This is a genomic window from Halorubrum ruber (genome assembly GCF_018228765.1).
Classification (GTDB): domain Archaea; phylum Halobacteriota; class Halobacteria; order Halobacteriales; family Haloferacaceae; genus Halorubrum; species Halorubrum ruber.
Window position 1 is genome coordinate 111,689 of sequence record NZ_CP073695.1, and the last position, 16,941, is coordinate 128,629.

Annotated in this window: 15 protein-coding genes and 3 pseudogenes; 5 read left to right on the plus strand and 13 right to left on the minus strand. The window is 68.5% G+C overall.

Features of this window, described 5'->3' with window-relative positions:
• Nucleotides 1–7: 7 nt before the first annotated feature.
• From J7656_RS00515 to rnz, 6 genes are all read right to left on the minus strand, one after another.
• Entirely contained in the window at nt 8–994 is a 987-nt protein-coding gene (locus tag J7656_RS00515) for an alpha-ketoacid dehydrogenase subunit beta (RefSeq protein WP_211553767.1), read from the minus strand.
• Entirely contained in the window at nt 995–2,098 is a 1,104-nt protein-coding gene (gene pdhA / locus J7656_RS00520) for a pyruvate dehydrogenase (acetyl-transferring) E1 component subunit alpha (RefSeq protein WP_211554531.1), read from the minus strand.
• 354 nt (nt 2,099–2,452) lie between these two features.
• Nucleotides 2,453–2,857: a DUF8146 domain-containing protein gene (locus J7656_RS00525; RefSeq protein ID WP_017341905.1), complete on the minus strand. Its 405-nt coding sequence runs from the start codon at nt 2,855–2,857 to the stop codon at nt 2,453–2,455.
• Between the two features lie 189 nt (nt 2,858–3,046).
• A complete protein-coding gene (locus J7656_RS00530) occupies nt 3,047–3,706 on the minus strand; it encodes an RPA family protein (protein ID WP_211553768.1) in 660 nt (219 codons plus the stop codon).
• A complete protein-coding gene (locus J7656_RS00535) occupies nt 3,707–4,633 on the minus strand; it encodes a replication factor A (RefSeq protein WP_211553769.1) in 927 nt (308 codons plus the stop codon).
• A gap of 636 nt (nt 4,634–5,269) precedes the next feature.
• On the minus strand, nt 5,270–6,199 hold the full coding sequence (rnz, locus tag J7656_RS00540; RefSeq protein WP_211553770.1) for a ribonuclease Z: 930 nt from the start codon (nt 6,197–6,199) through the stop codon (nt 5,270–5,272).
• A 116-nt stretch (nt 6,200–6,315) separates the two neighbouring features.
• On the opposite strand from rnz, the gene J7656_RS00545 reads away from it, so the two are divergent.
• Both J7656_RS00545 and J7656_RS00550 read left to right on the plus strand, forming a co-directional pair.
• Nucleotides 6,316–6,594 carry a DUF7538 family protein gene (locus J7656_RS00545; RefSeq protein ID WP_017341903.1) on the plus strand — a complete coding sequence of 93 codons (279 nt, stop codon included), beginning with the start codon at nt 6,316–6,318 and terminating at the stop codon, nt 6,592–6,594.
• Between the two features lie 246 nt (nt 6,595–6,840).
• Entirely contained in the window at nt 6,841–8,784 is a 1,944-nt protein-coding gene (locus J7656_RS00550) for an ABC transporter ATP-binding protein (RefSeq protein ID WP_211553771.1), read from the plus strand.
• A 47-nt stretch (nt 8,785–8,831) separates the two neighbouring features.
• Here the strand turns inward: J7656_RS00550 and J7656_RS00555 are convergent, their stop codons facing one another.
• Entirely contained in the window at nt 8,832–9,143 is a 312-nt protein-coding gene (locus tag J7656_RS00555) for a DUF5789 family protein (RefSeq protein WP_017341901.1), read from the minus strand.
• A gap of 133 nt (nt 9,144–9,276) precedes the next feature.
• Between J7656_RS00555 and J7656_RS00560 the strand changes: the two genes are divergently transcribed.
• On the plus strand, nt 9,277–10,035 hold the full coding sequence (locus J7656_RS00560; protein WP_017341900.1) for a creatininase family protein: 759 nt from the start codon (nt 9,277–9,279) through the stop codon (nt 10,033–10,035).
• 20 nt (nt 10,036–10,055) lie between these two features.
• Here the strand turns inward: J7656_RS00560 and J7656_RS00565 are convergent, their stop codons facing one another.
• From J7656_RS00565 to J7656_RS00585, 5 genes and pseudogenes are all read right to left on the minus strand, one after another.
• Complete coding sequence (locus tag J7656_RS00565; protein WP_017341899.1) at nt 10,056–10,475, minus strand: DUF5790 family protein; 420 nt, start codon at nt 10,473–10,475, stop codon at nt 10,056–10,058.
• Nucleotides 10,476–10,633: 158 nt separating this feature from the next.
• Nucleotides 10,634–10,831, minus strand: a complete 198-nt coding sequence (locus tag J7656_RS00570) for a hypothetical protein (protein ID WP_017341898.1) — start codon at nt 10,829–10,831, stop codon at nt 10,634–10,636.
• Between the two features lie 73 nt (nt 10,832–10,904).
• A pseudogene (locus J7656_RS00575) lies at nt 10,905–11,437 on the minus strand (aldo/keto reductase); the annotation flags it as partial.
• Nucleotides 11,424–12,680 carry an RNA-guided endonuclease InsQ/TnpB family protein gene (locus tag J7656_RS00580; RefSeq protein ID WP_017341896.1) on the minus strand — a complete coding sequence of 419 codons (1,257 nt, stop codon included), beginning with the start codon at nt 12,678–12,680 and terminating at the stop codon, nt 11,424–11,426. The pseudogene J7656_RS00575 and the gene J7656_RS00580, both read right to left, overlap by 14 nt.
• Nucleotides 12,681–12,806: 126 nt before the next feature.
• Nucleotides 12,807–13,118, minus strand: a pseudogene (locus J7656_RS00585) (aldo/keto reductase); the annotation flags it as partial.
• A 207-nt stretch (nt 13,119–13,325) separates the two neighbouring features.
• Between J7656_RS00585 and J7656_RS00590 the strand changes: the two are divergent.
• Nucleotides 13,326–15,020 (plus strand): methyl-accepting chemotaxis protein, encoded by a 1,695-nt coding sequence (locus tag J7656_RS00590; RefSeq protein WP_211553772.1) that lies wholly within the window; start codon nt 13,326–13,328, stop codon nt 15,018–15,020.
• A gap of 1 nt (nt 15,021) precedes the next feature.
• The gene (locus J7656_RS00595; RefSeq protein WP_211553773.1) at nt 15,022–15,792 is read left to right on the plus strand and encodes a bacteriorhodopsin; all 771 of its coding nucleotides are present in this window, start codon (nt 15,022–15,024) and stop codon (nt 15,790–15,792) included.
• Nucleotides 15,793–15,839: 47 nt separating this feature from the next.
• On the opposite strand, the pseudogene ahbB reads toward J7656_RS00595, so the two are convergent.
• Nucleotides 15,840–16,918, minus strand: a pseudogene (gene ahbB, locus J7656_RS00600) (siroheme decarboxylase subunit beta).
• Nucleotides 16,919–16,941 lie beyond the last annotated feature (23 nt).

The following is a 16,941-nucleotide window of genomic DNA, read 5'->3' on the forward strand; positions in this document are numbered from 1 at the left end:
GGACATCTTAAAATTCGACCGCCTCCAAGATCCCGTCCTCGATGCGCGCCGCGGACGGGAGGTAGTAGTCCTCCAACGCGTACAGCGGGTACGGCACGTCGAACCCGGTGACGCGGCCGATCGGCGCCTCCTGATACAGCAGCGCCTCCTCCTGGAGGATCGCCGTGATCTCGCCCGCGAGCCCGCCCGTCTTGGGCGCCTCGTGAACGACGACCGCACGGCCGGTCTTCTCGAACGCCTCGACGACCGCCTCGCGGTCGAGCGGCGATATCGTCCGGAGGTCGACGACCTCGCACTCGATTCCCTCCTCGCCGAGCGTCTCGGCGGCCTCCAGCGTGGGGCGGGTCATGGCGCCGTAGGTGAACACCGCGACGTCGTCGCCCTCGCGGCGCGTGGCCGCCTCGCCGGTAGGGACCGTGTACGGCTCCTCGGGCACCTCCTCGCGGAACGCCCGGTAGATCAGCTTCGGTTCGAGGAAGATCACCGGGTCGGGGTCGCGGATCGACGCCGCGAGTAACCCCTTCGCCTCGTAGGGCGTCGAGGGGATGACCACCTTCAGCCCCGCCTCGTGGGCGTAGAACGCCTCCTTCGACTCCGAGTGGTGCTCCGGCGCGCGGATGCCGCCGCCGTAGGGGGCCCGCAGGGTCATCGGGAGCGTGAACCGCCCGCGGCTGCGGGTCCGGAACCGCGCCATGTGCGAGACGATCTGGTCGAAGCCGGGGTACATGAACCCGGAGAACTGGATCTCCGGGACCGGTCGCATCCCCATCGCGGCCATCCCGACGGCGGTGCCGACGATGCCCGACTCGGCGAGCGGGGTGTCGATCACCCGGTCGCCCCCGAACTCGTCGAAGAGGCCCTCGGTGGCGCGGAAGACGCCGCCGTTCTTCCCGACGTCTTGGCCCATCACGACGACGTCGTCGTCCTCGCGCAGTTCGGTGTGTAATCCGTCTCGTATCGCCTGTACCAGCGTGAGGTTCTGTGTCTCGGTCATTCAATCCTCCAGGAACGCCGCGTCGCCGCGCTCGTCGCGCAGCGCGGCGAACTCCTCGTACTGCCGCTCCAGTTCCGGCGGAAGCTCCGCGTAGGCGTGTTCGAACAGCTCTCGGGGGTCGGGGCGCGCCATCGACTCCGCCGCGTCGATCGCGTCCGCGACCTGCGCCTCGACCGACGACTCGATCTCCGCGACGCGCTCGTCGTCGAGGACCCCCTCGCCGCGGAGGTACGACTCCAGCCGGTCGATCGGGTCCTTGCGCTTCCAGCTTTCGACCTCGTCGTCGTCGCGGTAGACGGTCGGGTCGTCGGCGGTCGTGTGCGCGCCGAAGCGGTACTGGACCGCCTCAATGAGCGTCGGCCGCGGCCGGTCCGTCTCGGGGTCGCGCGCCTTCTCCAAGGCCGCTTCCGTGACGCTGTACACCGCGAGCGGGTCCATCCCGTCGACCTGGACGCCGTCGATGCCGTACGCCTCCGCCTTCTGCGCCAAGGTCGCGCTCCGCGTCTGCCGCTCGCGGGGCACGGAGATCGCCCACTGGTTGTTGTTACAGAAGAAGACGGTGGGCGTGTCGAACACGCCGGCGAAGTTGACCCCCTCGTGGAAGTCGCCCTCGCTCGTCGCGCCGTCCCCGAAGTAGCAGACGAACGCGTCGTTCTCGCCGCGGAGCTTCGAGGCCCACGCGGCGCCCGTCGCGTGGGGCACCTGCGACGCGATGGGGACGGCGACCGGGAAGACGTTGACGTCCGGCGGCGCGTTGTTGCCGTCCTCGTGGCCCATCCAGTAGAGCAGCGTCTGTTTGAGCGGCAGGCCGTGGACGAGAGCGGCGCCGTGCTCGCGGTACGACGGGATCATCCAGTCGTCCGCGTCGAGCGCGTACGCCGACCCGATCTGGGCGCCCTCCTGCCCGGAGAGCGGGGGGTACGTCCCCATCCGGCCCTGCCGCTGGAGGCTCACCGCGCGGCCGTCGAAGTGGCGCGCCAGTCGCATGTGCCTGTACATCTCGACGAGCGACTCGTCGTCGAGGTCGGGGAGATCGCCGACGACCTCGCCGTCCTCGTCGAGGACGCGAACCGTATCGTCGTACGCCCTGTCGAACACGGTCACGGTCGAACCCACCTTCGCATGTCCGATACGTCCACCGCCCGGGTAATATCGTTTTCGTAAATAATTTAGTATAATCAGAAATAGCGGCTTCGCGCTGAGAGACCGTCCATCAGATTCGGAGAGAATCGGACGTTTCTGAACAAACTCTGACTTGTTCGGCAATATTTTCGCCAAGATAGGCGTTTCGTCGGTCAGTAACGGACGAACAGGAAGGTTTTCGCGCGCGGCGGGTCGGCCGACGCGGGAGCCGGACGTCGCGGCGCCGCGGCTCGACGGTTGGACGTGTCACGGCTCGGCGATCGCGAGTGGCGCGAGAAGGTCGGCGGCTGTGGCCGTCTGAAGCGGACCGGACCGCTACCCGAGGCGGAACGAGGGCTCGTCGGGCTCGCCGTCGAGGTCCTCCAGCTGGATCACTTCCTCGTCGCCGTCCTCCAACTGCTCGCGGAGGTAGTTGACGTAGCGCTTGTGCTCTTCGAGCTGTTCGCGGAGGTGTTCGGCCTCGAGCTCTAACCGCTCGTGCTCGCGGACGAAGCTCTTTGGGACCTCGATCTTCGGGGGGAACGACTCCCCGCTCTCGCCCATGCTGTCCAGTTCGGCCTCCGGGATGACCCGGACCTGACCGTCGTGGGCAACGAGCGTATCCACGTAGTCCCGGAAGACCGCAGACAGCGAGATGTCTCGCTCCTCGGCGATGTCGCGGAGGGTCTCGAACGCGTCCTCGTTGACGCGGAACGAGATCGTCTTGTTCTTGTTGCCCATTATCGGACCGATCGTTCCGCGGATCACTTAAGCGTTTGTCAGACGATCGTAAGAACGAGAACCGCGTTCGGGGCAGAACCGCGCCGAACGCCGCGAAAATCCGGTGTCGGGGCGTCAGTGTTCCGGCGCGCCGACCGCGTCAGAACGCCGAGATGCCGGCCGCGTCAGAACGCCGAGATGCCGGCCGCGTCAGGGTTCGGGCGTGCCGGCCGGGTCGGTCCCGTCCGGGGCGTCGTCAAGCGCGGCGTCGCCGTCGGCGTCGCCCGCGAGCTCGTCGTCGCTCTCGTCGAGGTCCTCCAGCGCCGACAGCGCGGCGGCCTTGTACGTCTGGGGATCCAGGTCGTACTCCTCGCGGGCCATCCGCGCGTACTCGTTGCCCTCGTCGTCGAACGCGGCGACGCGCTCGACGGTGCGGCGGGCGGTCTCCGCGACCCAGCGGTCGCGGGTGGCGGCGTCGACCTCGGTGATCGACTCGGGGCGGACGGAGACCCGGACCGTGCCGTCGTCGGTCTCGTAGGTCCGGGGCTTCCCCACGACTGCGACGTAGGCCGGGGGCTCTAAGTCCCGGAGTTTGGAAGCGGCTTCCGGCTGGTACTGGCCGGCGTACACGAAGAACGTGCCCGTCGGGTCGACGATGCGGCCGCGCCAGTACTCGCTGTCCTCGCCGACGTCCTCCTTCTCCGTGAGGGTGCCGACGAAGAACACGCGGTTCGATGACTCGCCCGTCGGTAACAGCGCGTAGACGGGGGCGCGCTCGTCGTCGGACTCGGTGAACGTGTAGCCGGCGTCGTTGAACTCGGTGGCGAACACGCGCCGGGCGACCTCTCGGGTGGGGGCTGACTGGCTCATTTAAATCGACCTCGCTTCGATCAGCGCGCTTTCAACGTCGACGGTGCCGGGGTCCTCCATCTCGTCGACCAAGACGTACCGGCCGAAGGTGGGGCCGGTGACGCGGTAGTAGCGCCCGAGCACGTCCTCGCCCATCTCCTCGGCGACGACGGTGGTGTCGAGCGCGTCCATCGCCATGTCCTTGGCCTCTTCGAGAGTCATGCCGGTGAGCTCCTCAGTGGCCTCGCGGTCGAAGATGACCTCGGTGACGGTCTCGCCGTCGTCGAGGACGCCTTTGATCCGCAGGTCGAACTCGCCCTCGACCTGACCGTGCTCCGAGCAGCGCCCGTTCTGGAGGACGCGCGTACAGTCCTCCTCGGGGCAGCGCTTGATCAGCCCGGAGCCGGACTGGATGTCCACGAGGGCGCCCTCGACGGTGTCGGCGTTGTCGCCGACCTCGATCTCCTCGTCGATCTCGGTGATGCCGGTCGTCCGGTTGAGCTTCACCGAGTAGCTCCCCTCGTACTCGTCGGTGACGACGTTCGAGAGCTCGTACGCCTGCCCCTCGGTCAGCTCCGGGAGGTCGGAGGTCTCGAAGGCGACGAACTTGATCGTGCCCGACTCGTCGCCGAGCAGGCCGACCTGTGAGATGGAGTCGCTCCGGGGCTCCCAGAGGTCGACCAACTTCACGCGTAAGTCGACCCACTGCTCGTCCTCGTCGATGTCGTTGACGAGGACCTCTTCGCTGCCGCCGCGGCCGAGCTCGTCGCGCTCCATCCCGGCGTCTTCGAGGTAGCTGTTGGTGACGCTCCGACTCGCCTCGTCGAGCGGCACGCGGTACTCGTCGACGAGCGTCGTCAGCCGCTCCTCGACGTCGTCGGGGTCGACGTCGGTGTGGTCCGAGAACTGTTCCGCTATCGCTTCCGCTTCCTGTCGCAGTTCGCTCATGGGGTGTCTCCGCCTCCGGTCTTGTTTTCAGTGGGAGGCGTACGACGGTTGGTTCCAGATGGTATTAAAATGTACGTGACCGCGGTGAAAGTGGAACGAAACGCCCGCTTGAGGGGCGCTACGCGGGGTTCTTTCGATCCGTGGAGATCGGCCGACGGGAGGACCTCGCTCGCGTCAGACGCCCGTCAGCCGTGCGCGGGCTTCGTTTCAAGTGGAACGATCACACGGATCGCAGCCGTATGGGATGGGGACTCGACGAGGGGGGCGAGACGGGGCGGCGGCGCGTGCCTGCGAGGCCGCTCCGCGGCCGAGCAGCACGCGCGAGGGAGTCAGTCGCCGGAGCGAAGCGACGGCGACTGACGAGGCTGGGGAGGCGTGAGGTGCTGTGCGGAGCGGTGCGGGGTGGGACTCAAAGGGGCAGTCGCGAGGACGGCGCAGACGACGTAAGCACCGCAGCGAGCAGCGCGAGCGAGGAGCGCAACGAGTGTGCGCCGTCCTCGCGACTGGGGCTTTGGCGGTGTCGCCCGTCGATCGGTAGTCGATTATTTATAAGAGAACGGATGAGGATTTAGCGGCGGTCTCCGTGCCGGTCACAAAGTCATCCGATTAGTACTGATCGCTCGAACCGTCAACGTCTCAGTCCGAGTCGGGGAACGGCACCTCGATCAGGTCGCCGTCGTCGGGGAGGAGACACTCGCCGTCGAACGCCTCGCGGGCGTCGCTGCGGATCGGGCGCGCGTCCGCGGCGTAGCGCGAGGAGATATGGACTAAGGCGAGCCGCTTCGCGTCCGCCCGGTCGGCGATCGACCCCGCCTCGCGGCCGGTGGAGTGGGCGGTGTCGCGGGCGCGGTCGGCCATGTCGTCGGCGAAGGTGGCGTCGTGGATGAGCAGGTCGGCGTCCTCGGCCGCCTCGACGGTGGTCTCTCGCGGGCGCGTGTCCGCGGTGTACACCAGCTTGCGGCCCGGGCGGGGCGGGCCGACGACCTGCTCGGGCTCGACGACCGTCCCGTCCTCGGCCTCGACCGACTCGCCCTCGTGGAGGCGGCCGAACTTCGGCCCGACGGGGACACCCAGATCCTCCGCCTTCGGGCGGTCGAACCGGCCGGGGCGGTCGTCCTCCTCCAAGACGTACCCCTGCGATATCGTGCGGTGTTCCGTTTCGAACGCGCGAACCGCGTACTCGTCGGTCTCGTAGGCGACCTCGCCGGGGGCGACCGGCTCGATCCGGACCGGGAACGCCGGGTCGTGGCCGACCGCGTGGACGAGGTCGTGAAGGTGGTCGTCGGTCCCCGGCGGGCAGTGGACCGTCAGCGGGTCGGTGCGGTCGTTGAACCCGAGCGTCTGGACGAGGCCGGGGATGCCGAGGACGTGGTCGCCGTGGAGGTGGGAGACGAACACGCGGTCGACGGCGAACCCGGTGCCGGCGCGCATCATCTCGCGCTGGGTGCCCTCGCCGCAGTCGAAGAGGAAGCGGTCGCCCTCGCGGTTGACGAAGACGGCGCTCGCCGCGCGCTCGACGGTCGGGACGGCGCCGCCCGTCCCGAGGAACGTGACGCGAAGAGACATGCCCGCTCGTCGGAGCGCCGTTTGTAAACCGGTGTCGATGCGGGAGAGCGGCGGTCGTCTCGGCCTCGCGGAGAGTCGGTCGACACCCACATGAGTCCGGCCGCCCGAGGGCGACCATGCGAGATCCGATCGCCGCCTTGGTCAAACAGGAGGGGTGGCGCGCGGAGGGCGCGGCCGCCCGCGTCCACTACGAGGGGGGTAACGACCGATACGCGGTGGAGTTCTACGCCGAAACGGCCCGCGTCCTCTACTGGGCGGTCCCGACCGACGACGACGAGGGCGGAACGGCCGCGCCGGTCCCGCGCGACGGCGTTCCGGATCCGCTCCGGCGGCGCGTCCGGGAGGACCTCGACGAGGCCGGGATCGATACCGACGTGGAACGACGCGAACTCTGAGCCCGTCGCGCGGTCGTCGGGTCCGCGGCCGGCGGGCAGCCGTCGGTGTCGAGGCCGCTACACAGCGACCGTGATCGACGCCGCCGCGCGCGCCGATCCGACCCGGCACGACCGGAGGGTTCTCGACCGTCGACCGCGCTCCGGAAGGCGATATCGCCCGATCGACCGCCCGTTAGCGGCGTTTTCTGCCGATGTATTTCGGTTCGAAGGAAACCTATTTGCCGCCTTACCTGATACGACTTTGTGATGAGTGGTGTCGAATGGGAGGAAGACGATCCCTTCGAGGAGCAGCGGGACAAGATCGAGAATCCGATGAAGCGGCTGTTCGTCGAGTACGGCCGCGACTACGTCCCGCAGGTGACGGTGGGCGTCCTCGCCAGCGTCTTCGCCCGCCTGCTCGATCTGCTTCCCCCGCTAATGTTAGGGATCGCCCTCGACGCGATCTTCCGCGGCGAGGCCGCGTTCGACGAGCAGATCCCGCTCGTGTTGCTCCCGGACGCGTGGCTCCCGACGGAGCAGGCGGCGCAGTTCTGGTTCACGATCGCGGTGCTGGCCGGTGCGTTCGCCTTCGGCGCCGGCTTCCACTGGGTCCGGAACTGGGGGTTCAACGCCTTCGCGCAGAACATCCAGCACGACGTCCGGACCGACACGTACGACCAGATGCAGCGGCTCAACATGGACTTCTTCTCGGACAAGCAGACCGGGGAGATGATGTCCATCCTCTCGAACGACGTGAACCGCTTGGAGCGGTTCCTCAACGACGGGATGAACTCCGTGTTCCGCCTGTCGGTGATGGTAATCGGGATCGGCGTCCTCCTCTTCTGGATCAACTGGCAGCTCGCCTTGGTCGCGCTGCTGCCCGTCCCCGTCATCGCCGGGTTCACCTACCTGTTCATCAAGATCATTCAGCCGAAGTACGCCGAGGTGCGGTCGACGGTCGGCAAGATGAACTCCCGGCTTGAGAACAACCTCGGCGGCATCCAGGTGATCAAGGCGGCCAACACCGAGTCCTACGAGTCCGACCGCGTCGACGACGTCTCCTTCGACTACTTCGACGCGAACTGGGACGCCATCGAGACGCGGATCAAGTTCTTCCCCGCGCTCCGCGTGCTCGCGGGCATCGGCTTCGTGCTCACGTTCATCGTCGGCGGGCTCTGGGTGTTCCAGGGGCCGCCCGGCCCGTTCACCGGCGAGCTCTCCGAGGGGATGTTCGTCGTGTTCATCCTCTACACGCAGCGGTTCATCTGGCCGATGGCGCAGTTCGGGCAGATCATCAACATGTACCAGCGCGCACGCGCCTCCTCCGCGCGGATCTTCGGGCTGATGGACGAGCCCTCGAAGTTAGAGGAGGACCGCGACGCCGAGGAGCTCGTCGTCGAGGACGGCGACGTCGTGTACGACGACGTCTCCTTCGGCTACGACGACGAGACCATCGTCGAGGATATCGACTTCGAGGTCGAGGGCGGCGAGACGCTCGCCTTAGTCGGCCCCACCGGGGCCGGCAAGTCGACCGTGCTCAAGCTCCTCCTCCGAATGTACGACGTCGACGACGGGGAGATCCGGATCGACGACCAGAATGTCGGCGACGTGACGCTGCAGTCGCTGCGCCGGTCGATCGGCTACGTCGGGCAGTCGTCGTACCTGTTCTACGGCACCGTCCGCGAGAACATCACCTACGGCACGTTCGACGCGACGGACGAGGAGGTCCGCGAGGCCGCCGAGGCCGCCGAGGCCCACGACTTCATCCAGAACCTCCCCGACGGCTACGACACGATGGTCGGGGAGCGCGGCGTGAAGCTCTCCGGCGGCCAGCGCCAGCGGATCACCATCGCCCGCGCCGTGCTGACCGACCCGGACATCCTCATCTTAGACGAGGCGACCTCCGACGTCGACACCGAGACGGAGATGCTGATCCAGCGCTCGCTCGACCGTCTCACCGAGGAACGGACGACGTTCGCGATCGCCCACCGGCTCTCGACGATCAAGGACGCGGACACGATCCTCGTGCTGGAGGGCGGGAAGATCGCCGAGCGCGGCACCCACGACGAGCTGCTCGACAACGACGGGCTGTACGCGCACCTCTGGGGCGTTCAGGCCGGCGAGATCGACGAGCTCCCGCAGGAGTTCATCGACCGGGCGCAGGAGCGCACCGCCCGGATCGTCGAGGACGCCGAGAGCGACGACGACTGACCGCGACCGCGGTCGACCGGGCCGGACGATTCAGGAGCGCCCGAGCGTCACCGTGGGAGTTCGGTCCACTCGTCCGCGGACGCCTCCGGAGACGCGTCGGCGTGACCGAGCGCGTCGAGGACCGCCTCCCTGACCTCCGACGGGTCCCGGAACTGCCTCTCCTCGCTCCCTTCGAGCAGGCCGTCGAGCCGCGCCGTCCCCGTCGGAGTCTCCAGTGTCGCGGCGCCGTACTGCTCTATCAGCTCCGCCGCCGTCACCGGGTAGCGGTGTTCGCGGAGCGCCCGCTTCAGCGGGCCGAACGTCACGGCGGGAGCCGAACCGTGCGCCTCCGGGTCGTGTTCCGCGTTGTCACCGCTCATGCGGTCGCGATCCGCGGGGAGGGGTATAATACCTCGGGAGCGTTCGCTCGACGGTGACCGCCGTCCGGGGTCGACCGGCCGCATCGTCGACGGTGACCGCCGCCTATACGACGCCGGCCGCCGAGGTTCCGGTATGCGCCTCAGCGAGGTCACGTGGACCGACGTGCGCGACGCCGACGTCGACGTCGCGTTCCTCCCGGTCGGGAGCACGGAACAGCACGGACCGCACGCCCCGCTCGGCACCGACGCGCTGAACGCCGTCGCGGTCGCGGAGGCGGCCGCCGACGCCTACGAAGAGTCGAGTGGCGGGCCGGGAGCGGACCGCGGGGAAGTCGCCGTCGCGCCGCCGATACCGGTCGGCGTCGCCGAGGAACACCGCGCGTTCGACGGGACGATGTGGGTCTCGCCGGAGACGTTCCGGGCGTACGTCCGGGAGGCCGCCGAGTCGCTGGTCGCGCACGGAATCGACCGCGTCGTGTTCGTCAACGGCCACGGCGGGAACGTCGAGGCGCTCGCGGAGGTCGCCCGGCGGTTCTCGCGCGACCCGGACCACGACGGGTACGGCGTCGCGTTCACCTGGTTCGAAGCGGTCGGCGACCACGCGAGCGACATGGGTCACGCCGGCCCGCTGGAGACGGCGCTGCTTCGCGCGACGAACCCGGAGCTGGTCCGCGAGGAGCGGGTCAACGAAGCGAGCGCGGGCGCCGCCGACCGGTGGGGCGAGTGGGTGTCCGGAGTGAACCTCGCGCACGACTCCGACGAGTTCACCGACAACGGCGTCGTCGGCGACCCGCGGGAGGGCGACGCCGAGCGCGGCGCGGAGCTGCTCGACCGCGCGAGCGCGGCGCTCGCGGAGCTGGCGGTGGCGGTCGTCGACCGCGACGCCGTTTAAAAAGGAGCGCGGCGCGGGAGCTACTCCTCGTCTTCTTCCGCTTCGTCGTCGTCCGCCGCGTCCTGGAGCGCCCCGCGGATCGCGGGGACGGTGCCGGTGAGGGATGCCACCTCCTCGGCGGCGTCCTCGATGTCGCCGACGAGCGACTCCAGCTCCTCGATCTCTTCTTTTAAATCGTCGGCGTCCTCGAAGGCGTCGGCGCGCTCGCCGAGGACGTACGCCTTCTTCGCCGAGCGCACGCTGTCGACTGCGTCGCCCGCGTCGAGAGCGGACTTCAGCCCGTTGAGCGCGCCGAGGACGTTGTCCGCGTCCGTCTCCCACACCGCGTCGGGGTCGGGGAGCTGGTCGCGCGCCGCCGCGAGGTGCTCTTCGACCTCCGCGCGGGTCTCCTCGGCCGCCTCGCCGAACAGGTCGTCGTCGTCGAACGTGGACTGGGCCATGTCCGGACCGTCGTGCCCGCACCTTTTAAAAACGCGCCCGAAAGCGGAAGTGAAACCGACGGCGAGGGCGGATCCGTCGCCGGATCGGGCGGGTTTCGCGTTCAGTTTCGGTTCGGCGGGGCGGCCGGCGGACCGGGGACCCGCGGTCACTCGGCGGCTCAGATCCGGACGAGCAGCTCCACCGCGATCAGCGTCACGAGGAGGGCGAGGAACCCCGCGAGGACGGAGAGCGTCCTGAGCCGGTCGAACACCGTGTCCGCGTCGGGGGTCGCCGCGAGGAGGGCCGGGCGGTCGCGGGGGGCGGACTCGCTCTCGGGATCGGGACGCACGTCTGTCTGAGGGTTCGGGTCCGGCATGGTCAACCTCTCGACCGGAAGTCCCGTTAAATCGACTATGAGGCCCCAATACAGATATTGAGCGCTCCGGATATCACCCTTGGTTCCACGACGCCTCCTCGAAGTCGACGATCCGCTCGTCGCGGTCGAGGGTGTCGATCCGGGCGATCTGGTCGTCGGTCAGGTCGAGTTCGCGGGCGGCCCAGTTCTCCTCGACGTGCCCGAAGTCGGCCGCCTTCGGGATCGGCGCGACGCGCTCCTTCGAGAGCAGCCACGCGAGGCTCACCTGCGCGGGGTGGCGTCGTGGCTCGCCGCGATCTCTCGGAGGACGTCGACGTCGGCGACGCGGTTGCGCGCGATCGGCGAGTAGGCGACGAGCCAGTGGTCGTCCGCGACCGCGTACTCGCGGAGCCGCTCCTGTTGGAGCAGGGGGTGACACTCCACCTGGTGAGCGAACACGTCGTGGTCCAGTCGGTCGATCGCCTCGTCGAGCTGGTCGGGCCGGAAGTTCGAGAGCCCGATCCGGTCTATCACGCCGTCGTCGACGAGGTCGTCGAGCGCGGGCAGCGTCTCCTCCGGGTCGTAGCTAGTCAACAACCCCACCCTACTTCGATCACCCTGACGGGTTCGCTCGTTGAGGGAGGGGCTTGTCCGTGAGCTCAGCCTCGAACCCGTCCGGGTGGGCGGTGAACCCGCCACTTGGCGTCACCGTTCCAGACTTCAGGGCGAGTTGACTGTCGCCCGTCCGCCGAGACGACTGTTGGCCTCGACGGACATACCGCATCCCGATGTTCTTCGCCGCGTTGTAATCCGCGTTCGCTCCCGACTCACACTTCACGCACCGGAACTCCGTGCGAGTTCGGCGGTTCTCGTCTGCCGTGAATCCACACTCGGCGCACCGTTGCGATGTGTACGCCGAACCAACTTGCTTCACGGAGATGCCGACTGCTCCGGCTTTGTACGCCACTTGCTCGTACAGCGTTCGGAACGCCCACTTGTGCCCCCACGACGCACCCGTTCGCTCGCGGATGTCAGTCAAGTCCTCGAACGCGATCACGTCGCACTCGTATCGGAGTGCTTCGTCTACGATGGCGTTCGACGCTTGGTGAACCACGTCACGAACGTATCGTCGTTCGCGTCCACTTGATTGTTCGAGCGTTCTGTGGGCGCTTCGCGTGCCTGTCTGTTGGAGTCCCGCACGGACTTTCTCGAACTCGCGGAGGTTGTGTGAGAGTTCGCGCCCACTGATGAATCGTGCTGTGCTGGTGACGGCGAGGTTTTCAATACCGAGGTCGACCCCGAGAACCGTTCCGTCCTCGGCGGTGTCTCGCTCAATATCGGTCTTGGGTCGGCGGAAGCCGATGTGTAAAAAGTAATCGCCGTCACGAGCGGTGAGTGTGCTTTCCGTGACGCTCCACTCGTCGGCGTCGAGGTACTGCCGTTGGTAGCCATCCTCGGCTTCAGGGAGCGCAAGTTCACATCGGACGCGACTCTCCGTCGTGGAGAGTGACACTGTATCGTCATTGAACAGCGTCATCGTTCGAGTGTCGTATGTTACCGTGGGTGCGGTGAATGTGGGTTTACTGACCTGCCTGCCGTTCGAGCGGCGTTCGAGACAGCCGGTGATGGCTTGGGCGGCTTGGTGGGTGGCGAGGATCGCGTGCTGACTCCCGAGGTCGGTTTCCTCGCGCACGTTGTCGTAGGCGAGGGGTTGGACGTCGCTCTTGGCGTTACACTTCCCCCACGCCATGTCCGTGGCGAGTTGGCACCCACGCTTCCACTCGGAGATGGTTTCCTCAAGCAACTCGCGTTGCTCATCGTCTACCGAGAGACGAGTGATTGCCGTCCGACGCACGTAATCGTCTGCCACAGTTTCAATGTGTGTGAGCGGCTATTTATAAGCTGGTGTTTGTTACAGATACGAACCCGCTCCTCTCCTCCCTACTCACTCCCTTCGGTCGCTCCTTGAGGAGGGGGACTCCGCGCTACCGCTTCAGTTGATCGGCCAGTGGACGTACAGCAGGTCGATCGAGTCGACGCCGAGCCGGTCGCGGCTGGCGCGCGCGGTCTCGACGGCGTCGTCGTACGAGAGGTTGTCCGTCGAGAGCTTCGTCGCGACGAACAGGTCCTCGCGGTCGACGTCGCTGCGGTCGATCCCGTCGCCGACCGAGGCCTCGTTGTCGTACCCCTGCGCGGTGTCGACGTGGCGGTAGCCGGTCTCGATCGCGTGCGCGACGCCGGCCGCGCACTCCTCGCCGTCGGCCAGTTTGTACGTCCCGTACCCGAGTCGGTCGAAGGTGCTCGCCATGTGGTCTCGTGCGGACGGCGACGCCCTCAACGTACCGGTCCCCGAACCGCGAGACCGCGGGGCACCTCCTCGGGTGAGGCGGGGTCGGTCTCCCTGACCGATTCGGCCGCCAACCGCGCTAAACGGACGCCGCGCCGAGTACAGTTATCACTGCTAATATTCGGGGAGCAGTTATTATCCCGATACGATCCCTGTCGATCGGTACACATGCAAGCGGGATCGTCCTCCGGCATCCGGTCGAGTTACGGCGCGAAGCTCGCGCTGTCTTTGATCGGGGTCATGGGGGTTTCAGTTTCATACGGTGTCATCGTCTACCTCCGCGCGGAGGAGGCCGGCGCCGCGGGCGCAGCGGTGCGCTCGGGGCTCGTCGGGATGACGCTGTTGACGGTGATCGGGCTCGCGCTCATCGGCGTCACGGTCGGATCGAACACGGTCATCTCCCTGCGGCAGCTCACGGCCAAGGCCGAGCGGATGGCCGAGGGGGACCTCGACGTGCGACTGGAGACGGGCCGAGCAGACGAGATCGGGCGGCTGTTCCGGGCGTTCGACGAGATGCGCGGCTCGCTGCGCTCGGAGATATCCGACGCGGAAGCGGCTCGCGAGGAGGCGGAGCGGGCGCGACGGGAGGCCGACGCGCGCGCAGAGACGGTCGAGCGGAAGGCGACCGAGTACGAGTCGGCGATGCGGGCGCTCGCCGACGGCGACCTGACCCAGCGGGTCGACTCCGACGTCGACAACGAGGCGATGGCGCGCGTCGGCGTCGCGTTCAACGAGATGGCCGACGAGTTAGAGGAGACCGTCGCGTCCGTCGCGACCGTCGCCGAGGACACCGCCGACGTGGCCGGGACCGTCGACGACCGCACGGAGGACCTGCGGGCGACGACCGGGACCGTGAGCGAGGCGGTCGAAGAGATCGCCGAGGGCGCGCGCACCCAGCGCGACGACCTGCAGGCGGCGACCGACGAAGCCGAGAACCTCGCGTCGTCGGCCGAGGAGGTCGCCTCCACCGTCACCGACGTGGCGGAGACGGCGGAACACGCCGCCGAGGTGGGCGAGGAGGGCCGCGAGGCGGCCGAGGAGGCGCTCGCGGAGATGGACGCGGTCGAGGAGACGACGGCGGAGACGACCGCGGAGGTCGAGGCGCTCGCGGAGGAGGTCGAGGAGATCGGCGAGGTCGTCGACACCATCTCGGAGATCGCGGAGCAGACGAACCTGCTCGCGCTGAACGCCTCCATCGAGGCGGCCCGCTCCGGCGCAGAGGGCGCCGGCTTCGCGGTCGTCGCCGAGGAGGTGAAGGCGCTGGCCGAGGAGACGCAGGAGTCCGCGAGCGAGATCGAAGCCCGGATCCGCTCCGTCCAAGAGCGGGCGGAGACGGGCGCCGACGCGATGGCGCGCACCGAACAGCGGATCTCCGCCGGCGTCGACACGGTCGAGACGTCGATCGACGCCCTCGAACGCCTCGCGGAGGCTTCCGAGCGCACCGACACGAGCATGACCGAGATCACCCGCGCGACCGAGACGCAGGCCGACTCCGTCGACGCGGTCGTCGGCCACGTCGAGGACGTCTCCGCGATCAGCGCGCAGACGGCCAGCGCGGCCGGCGACGTCACCGGCGCGGTCGACGAACAGGAGCAGACCCTCGGGGCGGTCGAAAACGCGGCCGGGTCGCTCTCCGACCGCGCGCTCGCGCTGCGCGACGCGGTCGACGACTTCGAGTTCGCGGCCGAGGACGGCCTCGGCGCCGCGAGCGGCGGAACTGGCCGGGGGACCGCGGGCGACGGCGTCACCGGCGACGGGGCCGCGGTCTCCGACGGAGGGACGACGAGCGGCGAGGAGACCGACTTCGACTTCTCAGGCGGCGGGAGGCGCGACGACGCAGCCGCCGGGGAGGAGGTGAACTGAGATGCTCGTCGACACCGCCGTCTGGGCGTGGATCGGCGCCCTCGCGATGGGCGCCGGGACGATTCCGCCGCTGCGGGCGTGGGTCTCCCGGTCTTCGGAGGCCGACGAGTCGCACGCGGTCTACTACGGCACCCTCGCCGGGGTCACCGGTATCGCGGCGATCGCGTACCTCCTGATGGCGCTCGGCTTCGGCACCGTCTCGCTGTCGGCCGGGGAGCTCGACGTCGCCCGGTACGTCGACTGGCTCCTGACGACGCCGCTGCTGCTCTTCTACCTCGGCCTGCTCGCGCGGCCGTCGCGGCGCGTGCTCGCCGGGCTGATCGGCGTCGACGTGGTGATCATCGCCGGCGGTATCGCGGCCGCCGCGACGACCGGGACGGTCTCGTGGGTCGCCTTCGGCGTCGCCGGGGCCGCGTACGTCGCGCTCGTCTACGGGCTCCTCGTCTCGCTCCCCCGGTCGGCCTCGGCGGAGGGCGACCGGGTCCGCGCCGTCTTCGGCACGCTTCGGAACATCACGGTGGTGCTGTGGACGCTGTACCCGGTCGTGTGGCTGCTCGCGCCGACCGGCTTCGGCCTGCTGACGCCCGCGACGGAGATGCTCGTGTTCGTCTACCTCGACGTCGTCTCGAAGGTCGGCTTCGTCGTCGTCGCGGTCGCGGGCGCCGACGCGCTCGACCGCCTCGGCGCCGACAGCGGACTGGATGGCGGAGACGAGTTCATCGCCGCCGACTCCGGGAGCGAAGAACAGACGACCGTCCTCGGCGACGACTGAGCCGCGGGCCGTTTCTCCCCCTCCGCCTCTTCCTTCCGCCTTTCCTTCTACTCCCCGTCCGCGACGAGGTCCTCGTAGCGCGCGCCGGTCTGTTTCAGCGTCTCGGTCGAGTAGAGCCGTTCGTGGGCGAAGGGGAGGTGCTCGGCCGCCAGCTCGTCGATCTTCTCGTCGACCGCCTCCGCCTCGCGGCCGTGGATCATCGTGAACAGGTTGTACTCCCACTCCTGCTCGGGGCGGCGCGGCCGGTGGTAACAGAGGGTGACGTACGGGAGGCTCCCGACCGCCTCGCCGCGCTCGTCGAGCTCGTCGTCAGGCACGTCCCAGACCACCATACAGTTGTTCGTGAACCCGGTGACGACGTGGTTGACGACGCAGCCGATCCGCTTGATACAGCCGTCCGCGAGCAGGCGCTCGACCGCCGCGAGCACCTCGTCGACGGTCGGGTCGACGCCGGACCCGCTCGCGCCGATCTCGCTCGCCACGTCGGCGTAGGGGGTCGCGGACAGCGGGAAGCCGTCCTGGATCGCCAAGAGGAGGTCGGCCTCCAAGTCGCTCAGGTCCCCGCGGGCGTCCTCGGAGATGCGGGTGGCTGAGACCGCGGTCTCGTCGAGCGATTCTCTCGCAAATCGGTCCGCGTTGACCACGGGAAACTCTAAGTCGATGTAGTAGTCCGTCAGCATCGGGAGCGCGAGCACCTCGCAGCCGGTGCGCGCCTCGATCTCCGCGAGGATCTCGTCGCGCTTCTCGCGGGAGCCGGCGGTGACGACGAACCACTGGTTCCACTCGTGGTCGCGGCGGTAGTTGTGGTTCACCTGCCGGTAGCCGTTGATCACCTCGGCGACCTCATCGAAGCGGTCCTCGGGGGCGCGCACGGCCGCCAGCGTCGAGGAGCCGATGACCGGGGGTTGAGCACCGCGCCGAACCGCCGGAAGACGCCGCGCTCGCGGAGGTCGCGGACGCGGTCGAGGACCGTTTCGGCGTCGACGTCGATTCCCGTCTCGGCGCTGATCTCGCGGGCGACCCGCTCGAAGGGGCGCTCCTCGACGGGGAAGCCGCTCTGGTACTCGTCGATGAGGGCCGCGTCGACCGCGTCGAGGTCGGCCCGCCAGTCGGCGTCCAGACTCATTACGCGAGTTAGGGGGCGCGCGT

Bases quoted from the DNA above. Each gene is read 5' to 3' on its own strand.
- J7656_RS00595 (WP_211553773.1), top strand. From the start codon at position 15,022: ATGCTCGTCGACACCGCCGTCTGGGCGTGGATCGGCGCCCTCGCGATG.
- J7656_RS00555 (WP_017341901.1), bottom strand. From the start codon at position 9,143: ATGAGCGGTGACAACGCGGAACACGACCCGGAGGCGCACGGTTCGGCT.
- J7656_RS00570 (WP_017341898.1), bottom strand. From the start codon at position 10,831: ATGCCGGACCCGAACCCTCAGACAGACGTGCGTCCCGATCCCGAGAGC.
- J7656_RS00545 (WP_017341903.1), top strand. From the start codon at position 6,316: ATGCGAGATCCGATCGCCGCCTTGGTCAAACAGGAGGGGTGGCGCGCG.
- J7656_RS00535 (WP_211553769.1), bottom strand. From the start codon at position 4,633: ATGAGCGAACTGCGACAGGAAGCGGAAGCGATAGCGGAACAGTTCTCG.
- J7656_RS00515 (WP_211553767.1), bottom strand. From the start codon at position 994: ATGACCGAGACACAGAACCTCACGCTGGTACAGGCGATACGAGACGGA.
- J7656_RS00525 (WP_017341905.1), bottom strand. From the start codon at position 2,857: ATGGGCAACAAGAACAAGACGATCTCGTTCCGCGTCAACGAGGACGCG.
- J7656_RS00565 (WP_017341899.1), bottom strand. From the start codon at position 10,475: ATGGCCCAGTCCACGTTCGACGACGACGACCTGTTCGGCGAGGCGGCC.
- rnz (WP_211553770.1), bottom strand. From the start codon at position 6,199: ATGTCTCTTCGCGTCACGTTCCTCGGGACGGGCGGCGCCGTCCCGACC.
- J7656_RS00530 (WP_211553768.1), bottom strand. From the start codon at position 3,706: ATGAGCCAGTCAGCCCCCACCCGAGAGGTCGCCCGGCGCGTGTTCGCC.
- J7656_RS00560 (WP_017341900.1), top strand. From the start codon at position 9,277: ATGCGCCTCAGCGAGGTCACGTGGACCGACGTGCGCGACGCCGACGTC.
- J7656_RS00550 (WP_211553771.1), top strand. From the start codon at position 6,841: ATGAGTGGTGTCGAATGGGAGGAAGACGATCCCTTCGAGGAGCAGCGG.
- J7656_RS00590 (WP_211553772.1), top strand. From the start codon at position 13,326: ATGCAAGCGGGATCGTCCTCCGGCATCCGGTCGAGTTACGGCGCGAAG.